Below are 16,422 nucleotides of genomic sequence, written 5' to 3'. Positions count from 1 at the left end.
TGTTCCCCCTTAAACTCTAATGCCTTGAATATTAACAGTAACTTGAGAAACCTTAACACCTGTAAGATTTTCTAAATTGTATCTAACTGTTTGTATTATATTATTAGCGATTACTGCAATTTTAGTTCCATATTCAACAATTATATATAGTTCTATAGCTATAGCATTCTCTTTTTGAGTTATTTTAACTCCTTTTGCTAGGTTTTCAGCTTTTAATAATTCCCATAAACCATCCTTAGCATTCTTTAAAGCCATGCCAACAACTCCATAGCATTCCATGGTTGATACACCTGCTATATTAGCTATTACATCTTCAGAATAGTATATATTTCCTATTTCAGTTGTTATATTAGCTTTCATAATCAATTCCTCCTTAATTATACCTTATAAACATTTTATATTAACTTAAGATTTAATTCAACTAATATAATTATATATATCATTGAATTTTATTATAACAATATGTATAATAAAATGGTATGTGTTTATTTTTCTTAATACTTGCAACAATCATAGTAATTATGTTAAAATAACTTGTGTTTGATTTATAGCAGTATGTTGAAATTTTGAGGAGGTGTAATATATGTCAAGAAGATGTGAAATATGCGATAAAGGTGTAGTTTCAGGAGTACAATTCTCTCACTCTCACCGTCAATCAAAAAGAAAATGGGCTCCAAACTTAAAAAAAGTTAAAGCTATAGTTAACGGTTCACCTAAGACAGTACACGTTTGTACTAGATGCTTACGTTCTGGTAAGGTTCAACGTGCCGTTTAATTGGTAAAAAAAATGCAACTACCTTTATAGTTGCATTTTTTTATGTGCAAAATTAATAACTATGTTTTTTTCTTACAAAAATTTTAACTATTTTAGATAAAAACTTAGGTAGTTTAATTACTCTTATAGTCACCCTTTAACCTCCTTAACCAATTGTTAGCAAAACTTATTCATTATAAACCATCCAGCACATATAATGGCACAACCTATGGCTACCATCCACCCCCAAAATGGAATTAGCATAGCTAATACTATCCCTGCTCCTACAGAACTAACAATAAGTCCCAACCTTTTAGTTGTCCTACTCCTCATACTTACTTCCCCCATAAGCCTTTTTAGTATCATTATATGTATTGACGTAAAAAGTGGTACATAAATAAAAAAATTACAATCATCAATTGTAATAATGACTGTAATCCTATATTTTAAATTTATATTTTATGAATTCTCACTACTATAAGACATCCTTTAGAAAAAGTTATGCTAACTTTTTCCTCCTCAAACTCATTAGATACAGTGAGATTGTTTCCTTGTGCTAGTTCAAAATTCTTTAATTTATATTTGACTCCCTCTATAGTTAAATCATGGGTATCTTCTAAATAACTAAATAGAGAAAATATATCCCCTTTTTTCCCAAAGATATTTGTAGGTTTATCTATAAGATAGATTTCATTATACTCATCTATTATACGACAATCTATTGATTTTTTTAAACCTTCATTGAGAATACATAAATTTGCATAGAAATGATCAATTCTCTTCCCCGTACATCCTAAAAAAATTATTTCTGTAGCTCCTAACTCCACTGCCTTATTAAAAGCTATATGACTATCTGTATAATCCTTCTCCTTTGGAAATCTAATGGTTTTAGAGCTATTACTTATTTCTATATACGTTTTTTCATCAATAGAGTCAAAATCCCCTAACAAATAATTTGGATGTATTTCATGATTTAAAAGAACGTTAGCGCCTCCATCAGCTGCTATAATTATAGACTTTTCATTTATATATTTATCTAAAATCTTTTTACTTGGAGGATCTCCTCCTCCAACTATAACTACTTGCATACTAAAACCCACTTTTTATATTACTTATATTTTTTTCTATTTCATTATTTTTGAATACTGCTGAACCCGCTACTATAGAATTAGCTCCACATTTTATAACTTTACTAACATTGGTTGCATCTATGCCACCATCTACTTGTATATATAATTCTTTATTATATTTATCCTTTAACTCTTTAACCTGTGATATTTTATCTACTGAATACTCTATATATTTTTGACCTCCAAATCCCGGATTAACTGACATGATAAGTACCATATCTAAATCTGGAATTAAGTTTTCTATCATAGAAACAGGAGTACCAGGATTTAATGCTACTCCAGCTTTAACTCCTAAGCTTTTAATATATTTTATAGTTCTGTCTATATGTCTATCAGCTTCATAATGAACTGTTATCATATCAGCTCCTGCATCTACAAAATCCTTTACGTATCTAGCTGGATCTTCAATCATTAAATGTACATCGAAAACTAAGGTTGTAAGATTTCTTATGGGTTTTATAACAGGCACTCCAAAGGATATGTTAGGTACAAACATACCGTCCATAACATCTATATGGACCCAATCCGCTCCATATTTTTCTATTTCTTTAACCTGTTCTCCTAACCTTGAAAAGTCTGCTGACAATATAGATGGTGATAATTTTATCATTTTCTATTCCCCCTACTAATAATTTCTTCTAATGTTTTTATGTAGAATTCATATCTACTTTTATTTATTTGTCCAGATTCTACCTTTTGTTTTACTATACAACCTGGTTCTTTATAATGAACACAGTTATTAAACTTACATCCATCTTTAAACTCTTCAAATTCTGGAAATAGATGTTGTAGTTCTTCTTTATCTATGAAATCTAATTCCAAGGAAGAAAATCCTGGTGTGTCAACTAAAAATCCATCTTCTATCCTTATAAGTTCACTATGCCTAGTTGTATGTTTTCCTCTTTTTAGTTTATCACTAATATCACCAATTTTCATAGCATCTCTACCTAAAACTTTATTCAGTATAGTAGATTTACCAACTCCAGAAGGCCCACAAAATACAGTAATATTCCCCTTTATCTTTTCCTTTAACTGTTCTATGCCAACACCATGTTTTCCTTGTACATACATTATTTCATATCCAGCTTCATTTAACATATTACCTATTTCCTTGCTATAATCACTTTCAATGTCCATTTTATTAAAGCAAATAATAGGTACTACATGATTATACTCACATAAAACTAGAAATTTATATAATAAGCTTAAATTCAAATCTGGATTCTTACTAGTAACTACTACAAAGGCTTGAGTTACATTAGCAACGGCAGGTCTTATAAGTTGGTTTTTTCTCTTTAATATTTCCGTTATAACACCCTTCCCATTTTCTTCTTCTATGATTACCTCATCACCAATCATAGGAGTTTCACCCTTATGCCTAAATTTTCCTCTAGCCTTACACTCTATAACTTTTTCTTCAACATCTACATAGTATAATCCACCAATTCCTTTAACTATTAAACCTTGCATATATTCCTCCTAAATTTTAACTAATCCTTAGGCAAGTTTAAAACTTACCTAAGGATTATTAACTCATTGGTTAAGGTTCTTTATCTTCGTCATCATCGCCGCCTATATTAGGGGCTTTTATTTGAGCTATAAGATTTATAGTACTTCCTTTATCTAACTTATTACCTTCAGGTACATCTTGACTTATTATAAGACCTTTTCTATCTCCAGTAACAGTTATTCTAACTCCAAGTGAGTTAGCTGTTGCTTGTGCATCTTCAATGGTTCTTCCAATAAAATTAGGTACTTGAACCTTGCCTTCATTTGGATCCTTATATTGATAATAATTAACACTTATTTTTTCATTTTCTTGTACTGAAGTGAGAGCAGGTTCACTTTGGTTGAATATCTTTCCATCTCTACTTTTATCATCAGTTATTACTGCAGTAGTAGGTCCAAGTTTTAGATTTACTACGGCTAATACTTGCTCTGCTTCTTTTAGTGTTAATCCAATGAGATCTGGTACTTGTGTCTTCTTAATCTTAGAACCTTTACTTATAACTATATCTACTGTATCACCTTTTTTAACCTTAGTCTTTGCTACTGGATTGGTACTTATTACTGCACCTGCTTCTATTTCTTCAGAATAGTCTTCTGTTATCTTTCCCACCTTAAGTCCTTGAGTAACTATATGGTCTTGGGCAACACTTTTACCCAGTTTCACAACATCTGGTACCTCAATCTCTCCTGGTCCTGTACTAATCCTTACTCTAACTTCACTTTCTTTTTTTACTGCAGTACCTTCTGATGGAAATACTGCAATTATAGTTCCAGCTGGCTTATCACTAGCTTCCTCTCCTAAGACTACATAAGTTAATCCTAACTTTTCTACAGCATCTTTAGCTTCATCTGCTGTAAGTCCAATTATCTTTGGAACCTTTAATTCGTCTTTTTTAACATTGGTGTTACCTTTATTATATATACTAGTACCTACAAATACACCTAAGAGAATAGTTAATAAAAGAGCCCCTCCAACTATTAATACCTTTTTCCAAGTGCTAGTTTTTCTTTTTTCGCCATCATAATCTTCATAATCCTCGTCTTCTTCCTCTTCTTCCTCATCATCCATATCCTTATTGGTTAATTTCTTTCCAAGGTTGCTGGCATACATAGTATTTTGAATTTGGGTTGCATCCATTACTGTAGTATAATCATTATCCATATTTGATGGTGTTACTATATACTTATTATTATTCTCTATTCTCATTAAATCTATTAACATATCTGTTACATTATTATATCTTTTTATAACTTCCTTCTGGGTAGCCTTAATTACCAAATTATTTAGACTATCTGGTACTTCAGGAACTAAAACCTTAGGAGGCACAATAGTATCTTGTATATGTTTAAGTGCAACCGCTACAGCACTTTCTCCATCAAATGGAACTCTTCCTGTTAGCATTTCATATATCACAATTCCAAAAGAATAGATATCTGTTCTATTATCAACTATCTTTCCTTTGGCTTGCTCAGGAGAGAAGTAATGTGCAGAACCAATAACTTTATTAGTATGAGTTATTGTATCAGATGAAGTAGCTTTCGCTATTCCAAAATCTGTAACCTTAATTACACCTTCTTCATTTATTAATATATTGTGAGGTTTTATATCTCTATGGATAATTTTATTTTTATGAGCGCATTCTAAAGCTTTCGCAATTTGTATTGAAATCTTTAAAGTTGAGTCCATAGAAAGAGGTGCATTTTCTCTTATGTATTCTTTTAAAGTTTTTCCATTCACTAATTCCATTACAATATAATTAATATTTTCTTCTGAACCCACATCATAAATATTAACTATATTACTATGGGAAAAGGTTGCTGTAGCTAAAGCTTCTCTTCTAAATTTCTCCATAAATTCACTATTATTAGAGTACTCTGGCTTTAGTATTTTTATTGCTACAAATCTATTTAAAATTCTACATTTAGCCTTATATACTACTGCCATACCCCCTTCGCCAATCTTTTCTATGAGTTCATATCTATTTCCTAACATAGTTCCTATCATCTGCACTCCCACTCTCCTTTAAAAATGATGATAGAAATATTATCTCTTCCACCATTTTTCTTACTCATGTTTATTAGTTCCATACATTGATTGCCATTATAACCTTGTAAAACTCTAAAAATATCCTCCTCACTTACTTCATTAGTAAGTCCATCACTACAAAGAAGAATTTTAGAAACCCCTCTTATATCTAAACTGTAGTAATCTGCCGTCACTACTGGATTAGTTCCTAAAGCTCTTGTTATAACATTTTTATTAGGATGATTCTTAGCTTCCTCATTAGTTATTGTTCCATTATCTAATAGTTCTTGTACCAATGAATGATCTTTTGTAACCTTAACAAGCTGTCCATCCTTTAAAATATATCCTCTACTATCTCCTATGTTTACCATAGTTAAGTTATTTCCTCTCACAAAAGCTCCCACAAGAGTAGTTCCCATTCCATTACAACTTTCGTTTAACAAGCTTTCTCTATATATTTTTCTATTAGCACTTAGGATTGCCTCATTTAAAATTTCCTCTTCTGACCTATCCTTTTTATGATTAATTACATATTCAATAATGGTATCTATAGCAATCTTACTAGCAACTTCACCAGCATTATGCCCTCCCATACCATCGGCTATTACAAAAATACCGAAATCTTCTTCTTCATAGTAACCAACGGAATCTTCATTAAAAGTTCTTTTATTTCCAACATCCGTTTCTATTCCTAACAATCTCCCCATTAAAAACTACAACTCCCTTTTTTCTATATAACTTTTTCTCAGCTGACCACAAGCAGCATTTATGTCTAAACCCATTTCTTTTCTAACAGTAGTTTCAATCCCATGTTTCATTAAAATATCTCTAAAGCACTTAACTTGCTCCTCATTTGATTTTTTTAAATCATTTTCATCTATTTCATTTATTGGAATTAAATTTACATGACATAACATACCTCTTATTAATTTTACTAATTGCTCAGCTTGCTCTTTAGAGTCGTTTACCCCCTTTACTAATGCATATTCAAAGGTAATTCTTCGACCTGTTTTATCAATATAATATTTACAGCTATCAATAAGCTCAGCTATAGAATACACCTTAGCAATAGGCATAGTTTTCACACGCAACTCATCATTAGGAGCATGTAATGAAATTGCTAGTGTTATCTGTAAATCTAAATTTGCTAAGATCTTTATCTTAGGCACAATTCCACATGTAGAAAGAGTTATATGACGTTGTCCTATATTAAGTCCATACTGAGAATTTACATCCCTAATAAATTTTACAACATTACCATAGTTATCTAACGGTTCTCCACTTCCCATAAGTACAATATTTGAGATTCTCTCCCCAAGTTGTTTTTGTGAAACCATAATCTGACCTAACATTTCTCCACTACTTAAACTTCTAACAGCTCCTCCAATGGTTGAAGCACAAAACTTACAACCCATATTACATCCTACCTGAGTTGATATGCATATAGAATTTCCATGATTATACTGCATAACCACTCCTTCAACTATATTACCATCATGTAAAAGAAATAAATGCTTGCGAGTATCACTATTTTTAGAACTATATGTTTCTACTATTCTAGGTATTCCTATAAAAAAATTTTTTTCTAATTTTTTCAAAGTATCTTTAGATATGTTAGTCATATCTTTGAAGTCCCAAACTTCATTATAAATCCAAGAGAATACTTGTTTAGCTCTAAATTCTTTTTCACCATTTTCTTTCATCCATGATTTAAGTTCTTCTATATCTAAATCTAATATATTTTTCATTTCTACTCCTATTTATTTCTACGAATTTTTGCTATAAAAAATCCATCCATATATTCATTAGGCAACACTGTTACAGAACCCTTTTCGTCATAGACCAGATTTTCCACCTGTCCAAAGTTTAAAGGTTCTACACTAAAATCTTTAAAATTACTTAAAAACCAATTTATATTTCCTTGATTTTCTACTTTATTTATAGTACAAGTTGAATATAAAATTATTCCATCTGGTTTTACATATTTAGCTGCATTCTTCATTATTTCACGTTGAACTGTTATTAAAGATTTTAATTCTTTCTCTTTTTTTGTATATTTAATTTCTGGTTTTTTTCTTATTATTCCTAGGCCAGAGCAAGGTACATCTATAAGCACTCTATCTCCCACCGCAATTAATTCTTTGCATTCTTTAGTAGCATCTAATATATCTAATTCAATGTTTGTTAGTCCTAATCTTTCACTATTACTTCTTATAAGTTCTAGCTTATGATCATAAATATCAAAAGCCTTAACTATACCTGTATTATCCATTATTTCAGCTATATGAGTAGTTTTTCCTCCTGGAGCACTACATAAATCTAATATAGTCATATGCTCTTTTAAATCCATACTAGGTGCTACTAGCATAGCACTTTCATCTTGAACTGTGATAGCACCTTTCTTAAACAGTGGATTTTCCTCTACACTCTTCCCTCTTACGATTCTTATGGCTTCAGGACATATAGATCCCTCTTCTACGTTGTAAGCATTTTTTTCCAACTCATGAAAAACCTGTTCAAAATCTCCCTTTGTGGAGTTTACTCTAACTGTAACAGCAGGTCTTTTATTAAGCCCATCTAGTATCTTTTCTCCAACTACCTCTCCATATTGCTCAATAAATAATTTTACCATCCATTGAGGAAAAGAATATGAAAATGCTAATCTTTCATTAATATTTTCTTTATTATAATAATCTTTATTCTTATTTCTTAAATAACTTCTTAATACACCATTTACTAATTTGGAAGCTCCCACAGACACATTAGCTTTAGCTAAATTAACGCCCTCATTTACTGCTGCAAACTCAGGTATTTTATCTAAATATCTAAGCTGATATATACAAACCCTTAATAAATTTAAAATATATTTATCTGTTTTGTCAAATTTTTTTTCTAAAAAAGTCTTAAGTATTTTATCAATTGCATACCTATATTTTATAGTACCATAAACAAGTTCTGTAGCTAATGCTTTATCTTTATCTCCAAGATTACATTGACTAAGGTTGTTGTTTAAAACAATATTGGAATAAGCCTTATTTTCAAAGACTTGCATTACTGTATTTATTGCTACTTCTCTAGCACCTATCATTCATATCATCCTATCTACGATTTCTAGTGTTTATCCATTTTCCTACTAATCATTTCTATTTCTTATAGCAATGAGTCTTAAAAGCTGTGCAATAGCTGTAACTGCTGCTGCTACATAGGTTAATGCTGCTGCAGTCAAAACATTTTTAGCTCCCTTTACTTCATCTTCATAAAGTATATTCCTTGCACTTAATATGGCTACAGCTCTACTGGATGCATTAAACTCTACAGGCAGTGTAACTATCTGAAAAAGAACTGCTGCTGAGAATAATATAATACCAAAGTTAACTAATGGAGTAAAAGACATTACAATTCCAATAAAGAATAATATCCATGAAGCTTGGGAGCCTATATTAGCAATTGGTACTAAAGCTGTTCTTATTTTAATTGGTGCATATCCTTCTTTATGTTGAATAGCATGACCTATCTCATGGGCAGCTACACCTATAGCTGCCAGTGATGTACCGTTGTATACATCTGTTGATAATTTTACCACCTTTTTACTAGGGTCATAGTGATCTGTAAGGTGACCCCCTGTAACTAATACTGGAATATCAAAAAGTCCGTAGGCATCTAATATCATTCTAGCTACTTGACTTCCAGTATATCCATTTCTACTATATACTTGTGAATACTTTGTATAACTACTTTTTATTTTCATCTGCGCCCATATTGAAATGATAAGAGCTGGTATAAGAATAATCATCGTTCTGTCAAAAAAACTTCCATAATAATATCCCATATATATTTCTCCTTATTTTATTTAATTAATTTTTACTCTTCTTTTGAACTTTTTAATAATATATTATCTTCAATAGAATTTCCTTTTATATATTCTTCTACTCTTAAAGGCTTTTTATTAGGAAATTGAACCTTAGTTATTAATATATTATTATCTTCAGTTGAAACCAACATTCCTTCTTTATCAACTTTTAAAATAGTCCCTGGAGTTTTAGAAGACTTCTCGTTAGTAAGTCTAGTTTCAATTACCTTCATAGGCTCATCTTTATAATAAGTATAAGCTATTGGAAAAGAGTAAAGTCCTCTTACAAAATTATGTATGTCTTTAGAACTTTGATTCCAATTAATCTTTGCCATCTCTTTATTCAGCATACTGGCATAACAACTTTCACTTTCTCCTTGCTTTATTGGAGTTATCCTGTTATTATAAAGGCCTTCTATAGTTTCAATTAAAAGCTCAGCCCCACTGTTCATAAGTTTATCATGGAGCTCTGCAGTAGTCATATTTTCTGTAATCTCTACTTTGTTCTTTAACAACATATCTCCTGTATCTAAACCAATATCCATTAGCATGGTGGTATTTCCGCTTTCCTTTTCTCCCTTCATAATAGCATAATGAATTGGTGCTGCACCTCTATATTTAGGAAGTAATGAACCATGAAGGTTTATACATCCATATTTAGGTATATCTAAGACTTCCTTAGATAGAATTTGACCAAAGGCTACAACTATTATGAAATCTAAATTCATATTTTTTAATTCTTCTATTAAACTTTTTTCATTTTTTAATTTTTCTGGTTGATATACTTTTATATCATGGTTAAGTGCTACCTGTTTTACTGGTGACATTGCCACAGATTTTCCTCTTCCTTTAGGTCTATCTGGCTGAGTAAGTACTGCCTTAACTCCATATTTTTCAATAATTGCTTCTAAGGATGGCACTGCAAAATCTGGTGTACCTATAAATACTATATTCATCTTCATACCTCCTATTTCACTGTCTTATCAGTATATAATATTCCATTTAAATGATCTATTTCATGACAAAGAGCCCTTGCTAGAAGATCCTCCCCCTGAATTTCAATAGAATTTCCATCTCTGTCTTCAGCTTTAACTTTTACATATTTGGGTCTTATAACATTTCCTTGTTTACCTGGTACACTTAGACATCCTTCTACATCTTTAACTTCACCATTAGCCTCAACAATCTCTGGATTAATAAGTATTATTGGTCCATCACCAATATCTATAACCACCACTCGCTTTAAAATACCTACTTGTGGTGCTGCAAGACCTACTCCATTAGCTTCATACATAGTATCTAGCATATCATCAATTAATATTTGTGTTCTTTCATCAATATTTTTAACTACCTTACTAATCTTCCTTAAAATTGGGTCTTCATTAATTCTTATATTTCTTAATGCCATAATCATTCTCCCTTACAGTAAATTATTTGGATTTATATCAATACCAATTCTTATATTTTTATAATTAATCTGTTCATAGACTAAATTTTTTATATCCATAGCATAATTATCATCAAAATCACCTTTAATTATAATTTGCCATCTATACAAACTTTTTATTTTAGAAACCCCACAAGGACATGGTCCTAATAACTCAATTTTATCACTTCCATAGTTTTTTATCCTTACTTTATCTGCTAAACTTTGTATACTTTTTATTAAATGTTCCTCATTTTCACTACTTAAATTTATACACAGAATCTTAGAAAAAGGTGGATACTCCCTTAGCTTTCTAATAATTATTTCTTCTTCATAAAAACTTTTATAATCATTTGCAGCAGCATAAACTATACTATAATTATCTGGATTATAAGTCTGAAGTATTACCTTTCCAGCCTTATTCCCTCTACCTGCTCTCCCAGCTACTTGAGTTACTAATTGAAAAGTCTTTTCTGCAGCTCTATAGTCCGGTAGATTTAAAGACAAATCTGCAGCAATTATTCCTACTAGAGTTACTTCTTTAAAATCCAAGCCCTTAGCAATCATTTGAGTACCTATTAACACATTATGCCTTTTTGCAGAAAAGTCTTTATATATTTTTTCATAAGAATCTTTTCCCCTTGTAGTATCAAAATCCATTCTAAGAGGTTTACTATCTAAAAAGGTCTTTCTAACACTATGTTCTAATTGCTCTGTGCCTACTCCAAAATATTTCACATATTTACTTTTACATTTTGGACAAGTTTTTAATGCTCTTTGCTTTGCTCCACAATAGTGACAAGTTAAATTGTTATCATTATGATAGGTAAGAGAAATATCACAATTATCACACTTAAATACGTAACCACACTCTCTGCAAGATACAAAAGTAGAATATCCTCTTCTATTTAAAAACATTATGGCTTGCTCTTTTTTTTCTAAGCATGCTGTCATTTCTTCATAAAGTCTTCTACTAAACATAGACTTATTTCCTTCTTTTAGCTCTTCTCTCATATCCACTATCTCTATAGTTGGAAGATTAGCTCCATCGGCTCTGTGATTTAAAGTAATTATATCATATTCACCTTCTGTAGCCTTATAATAAGTCTCAATGGAGGGTGTAGCAGATCCTAACACCACTTTACATCCTTCAATTTCAGCTTTTAAACTAGCTATATCTCTTGCATGATATTTGGGGTCACTATCTGATTTATAGCTAGTTTCATGTTCCTCATCTATAACAATAAGACCTAAATTAGAAAAAGGAAGAAAAATTGCAGATCTAGCACCTATGGCTACTTTAACATTTCCTGTTTTTACTCTCATCCATTCATCAAATCTCTCACCTATAGATAACCTACTATGAAATATAGCAATATCTCTTCCAAACCGTCCTTTAAACCTTTCAACCATTTGAGGAGTTAAGGCAATTTCCGGAATTAATATTATAGAATCTTTATTTTTTTTAATCATCTCTTTTACTAGGTTCATATATATCTCAGTTTTTCCACTACCAGTTATACCATGAATAAGAAATTTATTACTACTACTTTGGGATAATATAGTATCAACACATCTTTGTTGAATTGAATTTAATATTTTTTCCTCATATTTTTTATATACATTTTCATTATACCTATTAACTATAGTTTTTTTAACATCTAAGAATCCATTCTTAATTAATGTATTAATCCTAGACAAAGAAAATTTAAACTCACCAGTAAGTTCTGTCTTATTATAAATTCCATTATGTTCTCCTATAAAACTCACAATATTTATATATTCTTCTTTACTATATTTTTCTGTTAATGGTCTACCAATAATTACACTATTTTTAGTTTTAAAGGTTGTTCCTTTAGTTATTCCACTGGGAATCATAACTTTTATACATTCTAAATAAGTACATAAATACTTCCTTCTCATTATTTCTATAAGACGTATATTATCCTCCGTAAGAAATTCCATACTGTCATCTATATCAACAATTTCTTTCAATTTAGTATTATCATCTATATCATAAAATATATCAACTATAAATCCATATATTTTCTTATTTCCATTTCCAAAGGGAACTGTAACCATTCTGCCTTTTTTTACTTTACCATATAAGCTTTCAGGCACCTTATATGTAAATATTTTATCTACTTTTACAGCTTCATTATTTACGATAATTCCTAAATACACTTTTAGCCCCCTTCTAGAGGTGTCTACCTCCATTCTAAATTAGCTATTAACCATATCTTCTTTTTTAAACCCATTAGATATATTATATAAATAAATAATAAAAAAAGCGACTTAGTCGCTCTTTTTATTTATTGTTTAAAATCATATTAAAAAGCTCATGTCCAACTAATCTTTTACTCATATTATCAAGAGATATTTCTTTCCCATCTCTATTTATAACAGTAACCCTATTAGTATCACTTCCAAAGCCTGCATTACTTTCAGTTATATTATTAGCTACAATATAATCAAGATTTTTCTTTTTTAGCTTTATGTGAGCATTTTCTATTACATCGTTACTCTCAGCTGCAAATCCAACTAAGATTTGGTGTTTTTTCAGGGTTCCTAGTTCCTTTAGAATATCGTTATCTCTTTCTAGTTCTATATTTAAATTACCTGGTCCCTTTTTTATCTTCTTATCTGAATAAGTCTTAGGTTTATAATCGCTTACTGCTGCAGATTTAACCACAATATCACTAGTATCAAATTCTGCTTTAACTGCCTTTAACATTTCTTCATTGGTTTCTACTTTTATGATTTTAACTCCTAATGGTGCTTTTATACTGGTAGGACCACTGACAAGAACCACTTCTGCTCCCCTGTCTCTAGCCTCTTCAGCAATTGCATATCCCATCTTACCAGTAGATCTGTTAGTTAAAAACCTTACTGGATCTATATTAGCTCTAGTAGGTCCTGCTGTTACTAGCACTTTTTTACCTACTAGGTCCTTTGGTTCATGAAGATGTGATAAAACCACTTCTGCAATTTCTTCTGTGTCAGCAAGTTTTCCATTTCCTACATCTCCGCAAGCTAATCGCCCACTACTAGGATTTATAAACTCATACCCATAACCTTTCAATTTTTTAATATTTTCTTTAACTATGGGATTGTTATACATATTAGTATTCATAGCTGGTGCAAAGATTACCTTTGCATTAGTAGCCATAATAGTAGTTGATAACATATCATCAGCAATGCCATTTGCTACTTTACCTATAATATTTGCTGTAGCTGGAACTACTACTAGTATATCCGCTTTTTTAGCTAAAGATATATGCTGAATTTCAAAAACCTTAGGTTCATCAAACATATTCTTTATTACTGCATTTTGACTTAATGATTGAAAACTTAATGGAGTAACAAACTCACAAGCTGACTTTGTCATAATAACGTCCACATTTATATCTTTCTTTTTCAATCTGCTTATAACATCTAGAGCCTTATAGACTGCAACTCCACCTGTTACTCCAATAACTACATTTTTCTTACTCATCTAAATTTGAGCCTTCTTCCGCTTCTTCATTTACTAGTTCAACTTCTTGAACCTTAGTAAACTTATCATCTGCCTCTCTAATTTCTATAATCCCTTGTTTAACTTCATTAATAGCAATAGTTAATGGCTTTGCACCTACGCCTTGTACTTTTGGCTCTTCACCGTCAATTATTTTTCTTGCTCTTCTTGAAGTAGATACTACTAATGAATATCTGTTATCCACTTTTTCTAATAATTCCACAATAGATGGATTAATCATTGAATTGCTCTTTGAATTACTCATATCTTTTAGAACCTCCCTAATAGCTCATCTTTAATTTTAAATACTCTACATTTTTCAGCGACTATTATACTTTCAATTTTTTTAACTGCATCTTCAACCTTATCATTTACAACGGCATAGTCATATTTAGATGCAAAGCTTATTTCATCATAAGCACATTCCATTCTAGTCTTTAATGACTCTGGAGTTTCGCTTCCTCTATTTGTTATTCTATTCCTAAGTTCTTCCATAGATGGAGGCATAATAAATATAAATATTCCTTTAGGATATGAAGATTTAATTTTTAATGCACCTTGTATATCTATTTCTAATATTACATCCTTACCTTCTTCTAACATCTTTAAAACCTCAGATTTAGGTGTCCCATAAAAGTTACCATAAACCTCTGCATATTCCAGAAAATCTTCTTTATCAATCCTATTTAAAAACTCATCTCTCTCTATAAAGAAATAATTTACTCCTTCTACTTCACCTTCCCTTGGCTTACGCGTAGTGCAAGATGTAGAAATCCATATTGGACTTTTTTCAATTAGCGCCTTACATACAGTCCCTTTGCCTGCTCCTGATGGTCCAGATATAACTAATAATTGTCCTTTACTTCCCATATTAATCCTCTACCTCATCTATAGCATCATCACCTTTAGATGACAATCTATGTGCTACTGTTTCAGGCTGAACAGCAGATAGTATTACATGGTCACTATCAGTTATTATAACTGCTCTAGTTCTTCTACCATAGGTAGCATCTATTAGCATACCCCTATCTCTAGCTTCTTGAATTATTCTTTTTATAGGCGCTGATTCTGGACTAACAATAGCTACTAATCTATTTGCTGAAACAATATTTCCAAATCCAATATTTATAAGTTTTATACCCATGCCCTACCTCCTAAATTTATTCTATGTTTTGAACCTGTTCTCTAATCTTTTCTATATCACTTTTTATATCAAGTGCTATATTAGTTAATTCCAAATCGTTAACTTTAGATGCAATTGTATTTGCTTCTCTGTTCATTTCTTGAACAATGAAGTCTAGCTTTCTACCTATTGGCTCTCCTAGTTTAAAAGTTTTGATGACTTGTGCAACATGGCTTTTAAGTCTAACAATTTCTTCATCAACACAGGATTTATCAGCTTGAAGAACTACTTCCATAGCAATGCGATTTTCATCAATACTTTTTTCTGCTAAAATTTCTTCTACTTTCTTTAGAAGTCTTGCTCTATACTCTTCTGTAACTTCTGGCACCCTTCTATTAATTATATCAACATTACTTGAAATACATTCACATCTCTTTGTAATATCTATCAAAAGTTTTTCACCTTCTTGTTGCCTCATGGACACAAGATTGTGTACTGCCTCTTCTACTGCTGGTAATAATATCTTCCATGTTTTTTCTAAATCTTCTTCCTTTTGTTCTAATTTTAAAACTTCTGGAAAACGTGCTAAGGTTGTAGCAGAAATATCATCCCTTAAATCATACTTATCCCTTAAATTATGTAATGCCTCCACATAATTTTCAGCTAAACTCTCATTTACCACTACAGACATATCCTCGTTAGCTCCTTGATTTTGAGTAATAAATATATCTACCTTTCCCCTTTTAATCTTGTCATTTACATATTTTCTTATACCATCTTCTAAAGATATTAAAGTTCTTGGCATTCTAGCATTAAGCTCAAAGTATCTGTGATTTACTGTCTTTATTTCCACAATAAAACTAGATGCTTCGCTCTCTGATGTACCTCTTCCAAATCCAGTCATGCTTTTTATCATATACAACGCACCCTTCTAGACCTTCTTAAATTCTTTATTTATTATACATAATGTATGTGGCTTATTTCAACCCATAAACAAAAGAATTTTAAAGAAAAATGAAATATTCTTTAGAAAACCTTAGAAAAACCATTATAATTTAAAATATTCACTCTATAAATAAGGGACATAAGC

18 protein-coding genes and 1 pseudogene are annotated in these 16,422 nt (G+C 30.8%); 1 reads left to right on the top strand and 18 read right to left on the bottom strand.

The genetic code is table 11. From position 1 onward, the window contains the following. Positions 1-9: 9 nt before the first annotated feature. Entirely contained in the window at positions 10-360 is a 351-nt protein-coding gene (locus B3Z56_RS08905) for an Asp23/Gls24 family envelope stress response protein (RefSeq protein ID WP_147519512.1), read from the bottom strand. A gap of 223 nt (positions 361-583) precedes the next feature. Between B3Z56_RS08905 and rpmB the strand changes: the two genes are divergently transcribed. Next, entirely contained in the window at positions 584-775 is a 192-nt protein-coding gene (gene rpmB, locus B3Z56_RS08900) for a 50S ribosomal protein L28 (RefSeq protein ID WP_035132719.1), read from the top strand. A gap of 156 nt (positions 776-931) precedes the next feature. Here the strand turns inward: rpmB and B3Z56_RS08895 are convergent, their stop codons facing one another. The 17 genes and pseudogenes from B3Z56_RS08895 to B3Z56_RS08815 all read right to left on the bottom strand — a co-directional run bounded on the left by B3Z56_RS08895 (position 932) and on the right by B3Z56_RS08815 (position 16,248). Then, positions 932-1,087 carry a hypothetical protein gene (locus B3Z56_RS08895; RefSeq protein ID WP_198028577.1) on the bottom strand — a complete coding sequence of 52 codons (156 nt, stop codon included), beginning with the start codon at positions 1,085-1,087 and terminating at the stop codon, positions 932-934. A 119-nt stretch (positions 1,088-1,206) separates the two neighbouring features. After that, complete coding sequence (locus tag B3Z56_RS08890) at positions 1,207-1,842, bottom strand: thiamine diphosphokinase (RefSeq protein ID WP_346878615.1); 636 nt, start codon at positions 1,840-1,842, stop codon at positions 1,207-1,209. Between the two features lies 1 nt (position 1,843). After that, positions 1,844-2,494 carry a ribulose-phosphate 3-epimerase gene (rpe, locus tag B3Z56_RS08885; protein ID WP_346848343.1) on the bottom strand — a complete coding sequence of 217 codons (651 nt, stop codon included), beginning with the start codon at positions 2,492-2,494 and terminating at the stop codon, positions 1,844-1,846. Continuing rightward, on the bottom strand, positions 2,491-3,354 hold the full coding sequence (gene rsgA / locus B3Z56_RS08880) for a ribosome small subunit-dependent GTPase A (RefSeq protein ID WP_346878614.1): 864 nt from the start codon (positions 3,352-3,354) through the stop codon (positions 2,491-2,493). Before rsgA ends, rpe begins: the two co-directional genes overlap by 4 nt. A gap of 70 nt (positions 3,355-3,424) precedes the next feature. After that, the gene (pknB, locus tag B3Z56_RS08875) at positions 3,425-5,398 is read right to left on the bottom strand and encodes a Stk1 family PASTA domain-containing Ser/Thr kinase (protein WP_346878962.1); all 1,974 of its coding nucleotides are present in this window, start codon (positions 5,396-5,398) and stop codon (positions 3,425-3,427) included. Further along, positions 5,395-6,126, bottom strand: a complete 732-nt coding sequence (locus B3Z56_RS08870) for a Stp1/IreP family PP2C-type Ser/Thr phosphatase (protein WP_207656761.1) — start codon at positions 6,124-6,126, stop codon at positions 5,395-5,397. The genes pknB and B3Z56_RS08870 overlap by 4 nt, the downstream gene beginning before the upstream one ends. A 6-nt stretch (positions 6,127-6,132) precedes the next feature. Further along, positions 6,133-7,167: a 23S rRNA (adenine(2503)-C(2))-methyltransferase RlmN gene (rlmN, locus tag B3Z56_RS08865; RefSeq protein ID WP_346878613.1), complete on the bottom strand. Its 1,035-nt coding sequence runs from the start codon at positions 7,165-7,167 to the stop codon at positions 6,133-6,135. An 8-nt stretch (positions 7,168-7,175) separates the two neighbouring features. Continuing rightward, complete coding sequence (gene rsmB, locus B3Z56_RS08860; protein ID WP_346848340.1) at positions 7,176-8,507, bottom strand: 16S rRNA (cytosine(967)-C(5))-methyltransferase RsmB; 1,332 nt, start codon at positions 8,505-8,507, stop codon at positions 7,176-7,178. Between the two features lie 45 nt (positions 8,508-8,552). Continuing rightward, entirely contained in the window at positions 8,553-9,248 is a 696-nt protein-coding gene (locus B3Z56_RS08855; protein ID WP_346848339.1) for a zinc metallopeptidase, read from the bottom strand. Between the two features lie 32 nt (positions 9,249-9,280). Then, positions 9,281-10,225 (bottom strand): methionyl-tRNA formyltransferase, encoded by a 945-nt coding sequence (gene fmt / locus B3Z56_RS08850; RefSeq protein WP_346878612.1) that lies wholly within the window; start codon positions 10,223-10,225, stop codon positions 9,281-9,283. Positions 10,226-10,236: 11 nt separating this feature from the next. After that, positions 10,237-10,677, bottom strand: a complete 441-nt coding sequence (def, locus tag B3Z56_RS08845) for a peptide deformylase (RefSeq protein ID WP_346848337.1) — start codon at positions 10,675-10,677, stop codon at positions 10,237-10,239. 12 nt (positions 10,678-10,689) lie between these two features. Continuing rightward, on the bottom strand, positions 10,690-12,912 hold the full coding sequence (gene priA, locus B3Z56_RS08840; protein WP_346848336.1) for a primosomal protein N': 2,223 nt from the start codon (positions 12,910-12,912) through the stop codon (positions 10,690-10,692). 91 nt (positions 12,913-13,003) lie between these two features. Next, positions 13,004-14,191, bottom strand: a complete 1,188-nt coding sequence (gene coaBC / locus B3Z56_RS08835) for a bifunctional phosphopantothenoylcysteine decarboxylase/phosphopantothenate--cysteine ligase CoaBC (protein ID WP_346878611.1) — start codon at positions 14,189-14,191, stop codon at positions 13,004-13,006. 61 nt (positions 14,192-14,252) lie between these two features. Continuing rightward, positions 14,253-14,474 (bottom strand): annotated as a pseudogene (gene rpoZ, locus B3Z56_RS08830) (DNA-directed RNA polymerase subunit omega); the annotation flags it as partial. Between the two features lie 5 nt (positions 14,475-14,479). After that, positions 14,480-15,079: a guanylate kinase gene (gmk, locus tag B3Z56_RS08825; protein WP_035132704.1), complete on the bottom strand. Its 600-nt coding sequence runs from the start codon at positions 15,077-15,079 to the stop codon at positions 14,480-14,482. A 1-nt stretch (position 15,080) separates the two neighbouring features. Continuing rightward, positions 15,081-15,353, bottom strand: a complete 273-nt coding sequence (remA, locus tag B3Z56_RS08820) for an extracellular matrix/biofilm regulator RemA (RefSeq protein WP_035132703.1) — start codon at positions 15,351-15,353, stop codon at positions 15,081-15,083. Positions 15,354-15,369: 16 nt separating this feature from the next. Next, positions 15,370-16,248 (bottom strand): YicC/YloC family endoribonuclease, encoded by an 879-nt coding sequence (locus B3Z56_RS08815; RefSeq protein WP_346848333.1) that lies wholly within the window; start codon positions 16,246-16,248, stop codon positions 15,370-15,372. Between the last annotated feature and the right edge of the window lie 174 nt (positions 16,249-16,422).

The sequence above is a fragment of the Clostridium sp. UBA7791 genome (assembly GCF_002480755.1).
Taxonomy (GTDB): domain Bacteria; phylum Bacillota; class Clostridia; order Clostridiales; family Clostridiaceae; genus Clostridium_J; species Clostridium_J sulfidigenes.
Note: the sequence above shows the minus strand (reverse complement) of the source record. Positions and strands in the feature narration are given on the sequence as shown.

Excerpts from the sequence above, each read along its gene's own strand:
- rsgA (WP_346878614.1), bottom strand. The coding sequence starts at position 3,354 with ATGCAAGGTTTAATAGTTAAAGGAATTGGTGGATTATACTATGTAGAT.
- remA (WP_035132703.1), bottom strand. The coding sequence starts at position 15,353 with ATGGGTATAAAACTTATAAATATTGGATTTGGAAATATTGTTTCAGCA.
- pknB (WP_346878962.1), bottom strand. The coding sequence starts at position 5,398 with ATGATAGGAACTATGTTAGGAAATAGATATGAACTCATAGAAAAGATT.
- def (WP_346848337.1), bottom strand. The coding sequence starts at position 10,677 with ATGGCATTAAGAAATATAAGAATTAATGAAGACCCAATTTTAAGGAAG.
- B3Z56_RS08855 (WP_346848339.1), bottom strand. The coding sequence starts at position 9,248 with ATGGGATATTATTATGGAAGTTTTTTTGACAGAACGATGATTATTCTT.
- B3Z56_RS08905 (WP_147519512.1), bottom strand. The coding sequence starts at position 360 with ATGAAAGCTAATATAACAACTGAAATAGGAAATATATACTATTCTGAA.
- gmk (WP_035132704.1), bottom strand. The coding sequence starts at position 15,079 with ATGGGAAGTAAAGGACAATTATTAGTTATATCTGGACCATCAGGAGCA.
- B3Z56_RS08895 (WP_198028577.1), bottom strand. The coding sequence starts at position 1,087 with ATGAGGAGTAGGACAACTAAAAGGTTGGGACTTATTGTTAGTTCTGTA.
- rsmB (WP_346848340.1), bottom strand. The coding sequence starts at position 8,507 with ATGATAGGTGCTAGAGAAGTAGCAATAAATACAGTAATGCAAGTCTTT.
- coaBC (WP_346878611.1), bottom strand. The coding sequence starts at position 14,191 with ATGAGTAAGAAAAATGTAGTTATTGGAGTAACAGGTGGAGTTGCAGTC.
- rpmB (WP_035132719.1), top strand. The coding sequence starts at position 584 with ATGTCAAGAAGATGTGAAATATGCGATAAAGGTGTAGTTTCAGGAGTA.
- rpe (WP_346848343.1), bottom strand. The coding sequence starts at position 2,494 with ATGATAAAATTATCACCATCTATATTGTCAGCAGACTTTTCAAGGTTA.
- fmt (WP_346878612.1), bottom strand. The coding sequence starts at position 10,225 with ATGAATATAGTATTTATAGGTACACCAGATTTTGCAGTGCCATCCTTA.
- rlmN (WP_346878613.1), bottom strand. The coding sequence starts at position 7,167 with ATGAAAAATATATTAGATTTAGATATAGAAGAACTTAAATCATGGATG.
- B3Z56_RS08890 (WP_346878615.1), bottom strand. The coding sequence starts at position 1,842 with ATGCAAGTAGTTATAGTTGGAGGAGGAGATCCTCCAAGTAAAAAGATT.
- B3Z56_RS08870 (WP_207656761.1), bottom strand. The coding sequence starts at position 6,126 with ATGGGGAGATTGTTAGGAATAGAAACGGATGTTGGAAATAAAAGAACT.
- B3Z56_RS08815 (WP_346848333.1), bottom strand. The coding sequence starts at position 16,248 with ATGATAAAAAGCATGACTGGATTTGGAAGAGGTACATCAGAGAGCGAA.
- priA (WP_346848336.1), bottom strand. The coding sequence starts at position 12,912 with ATGGAGGTAGACACCTCTAGAAGGGGGCTAAAAGTGTATTTAGGAATT.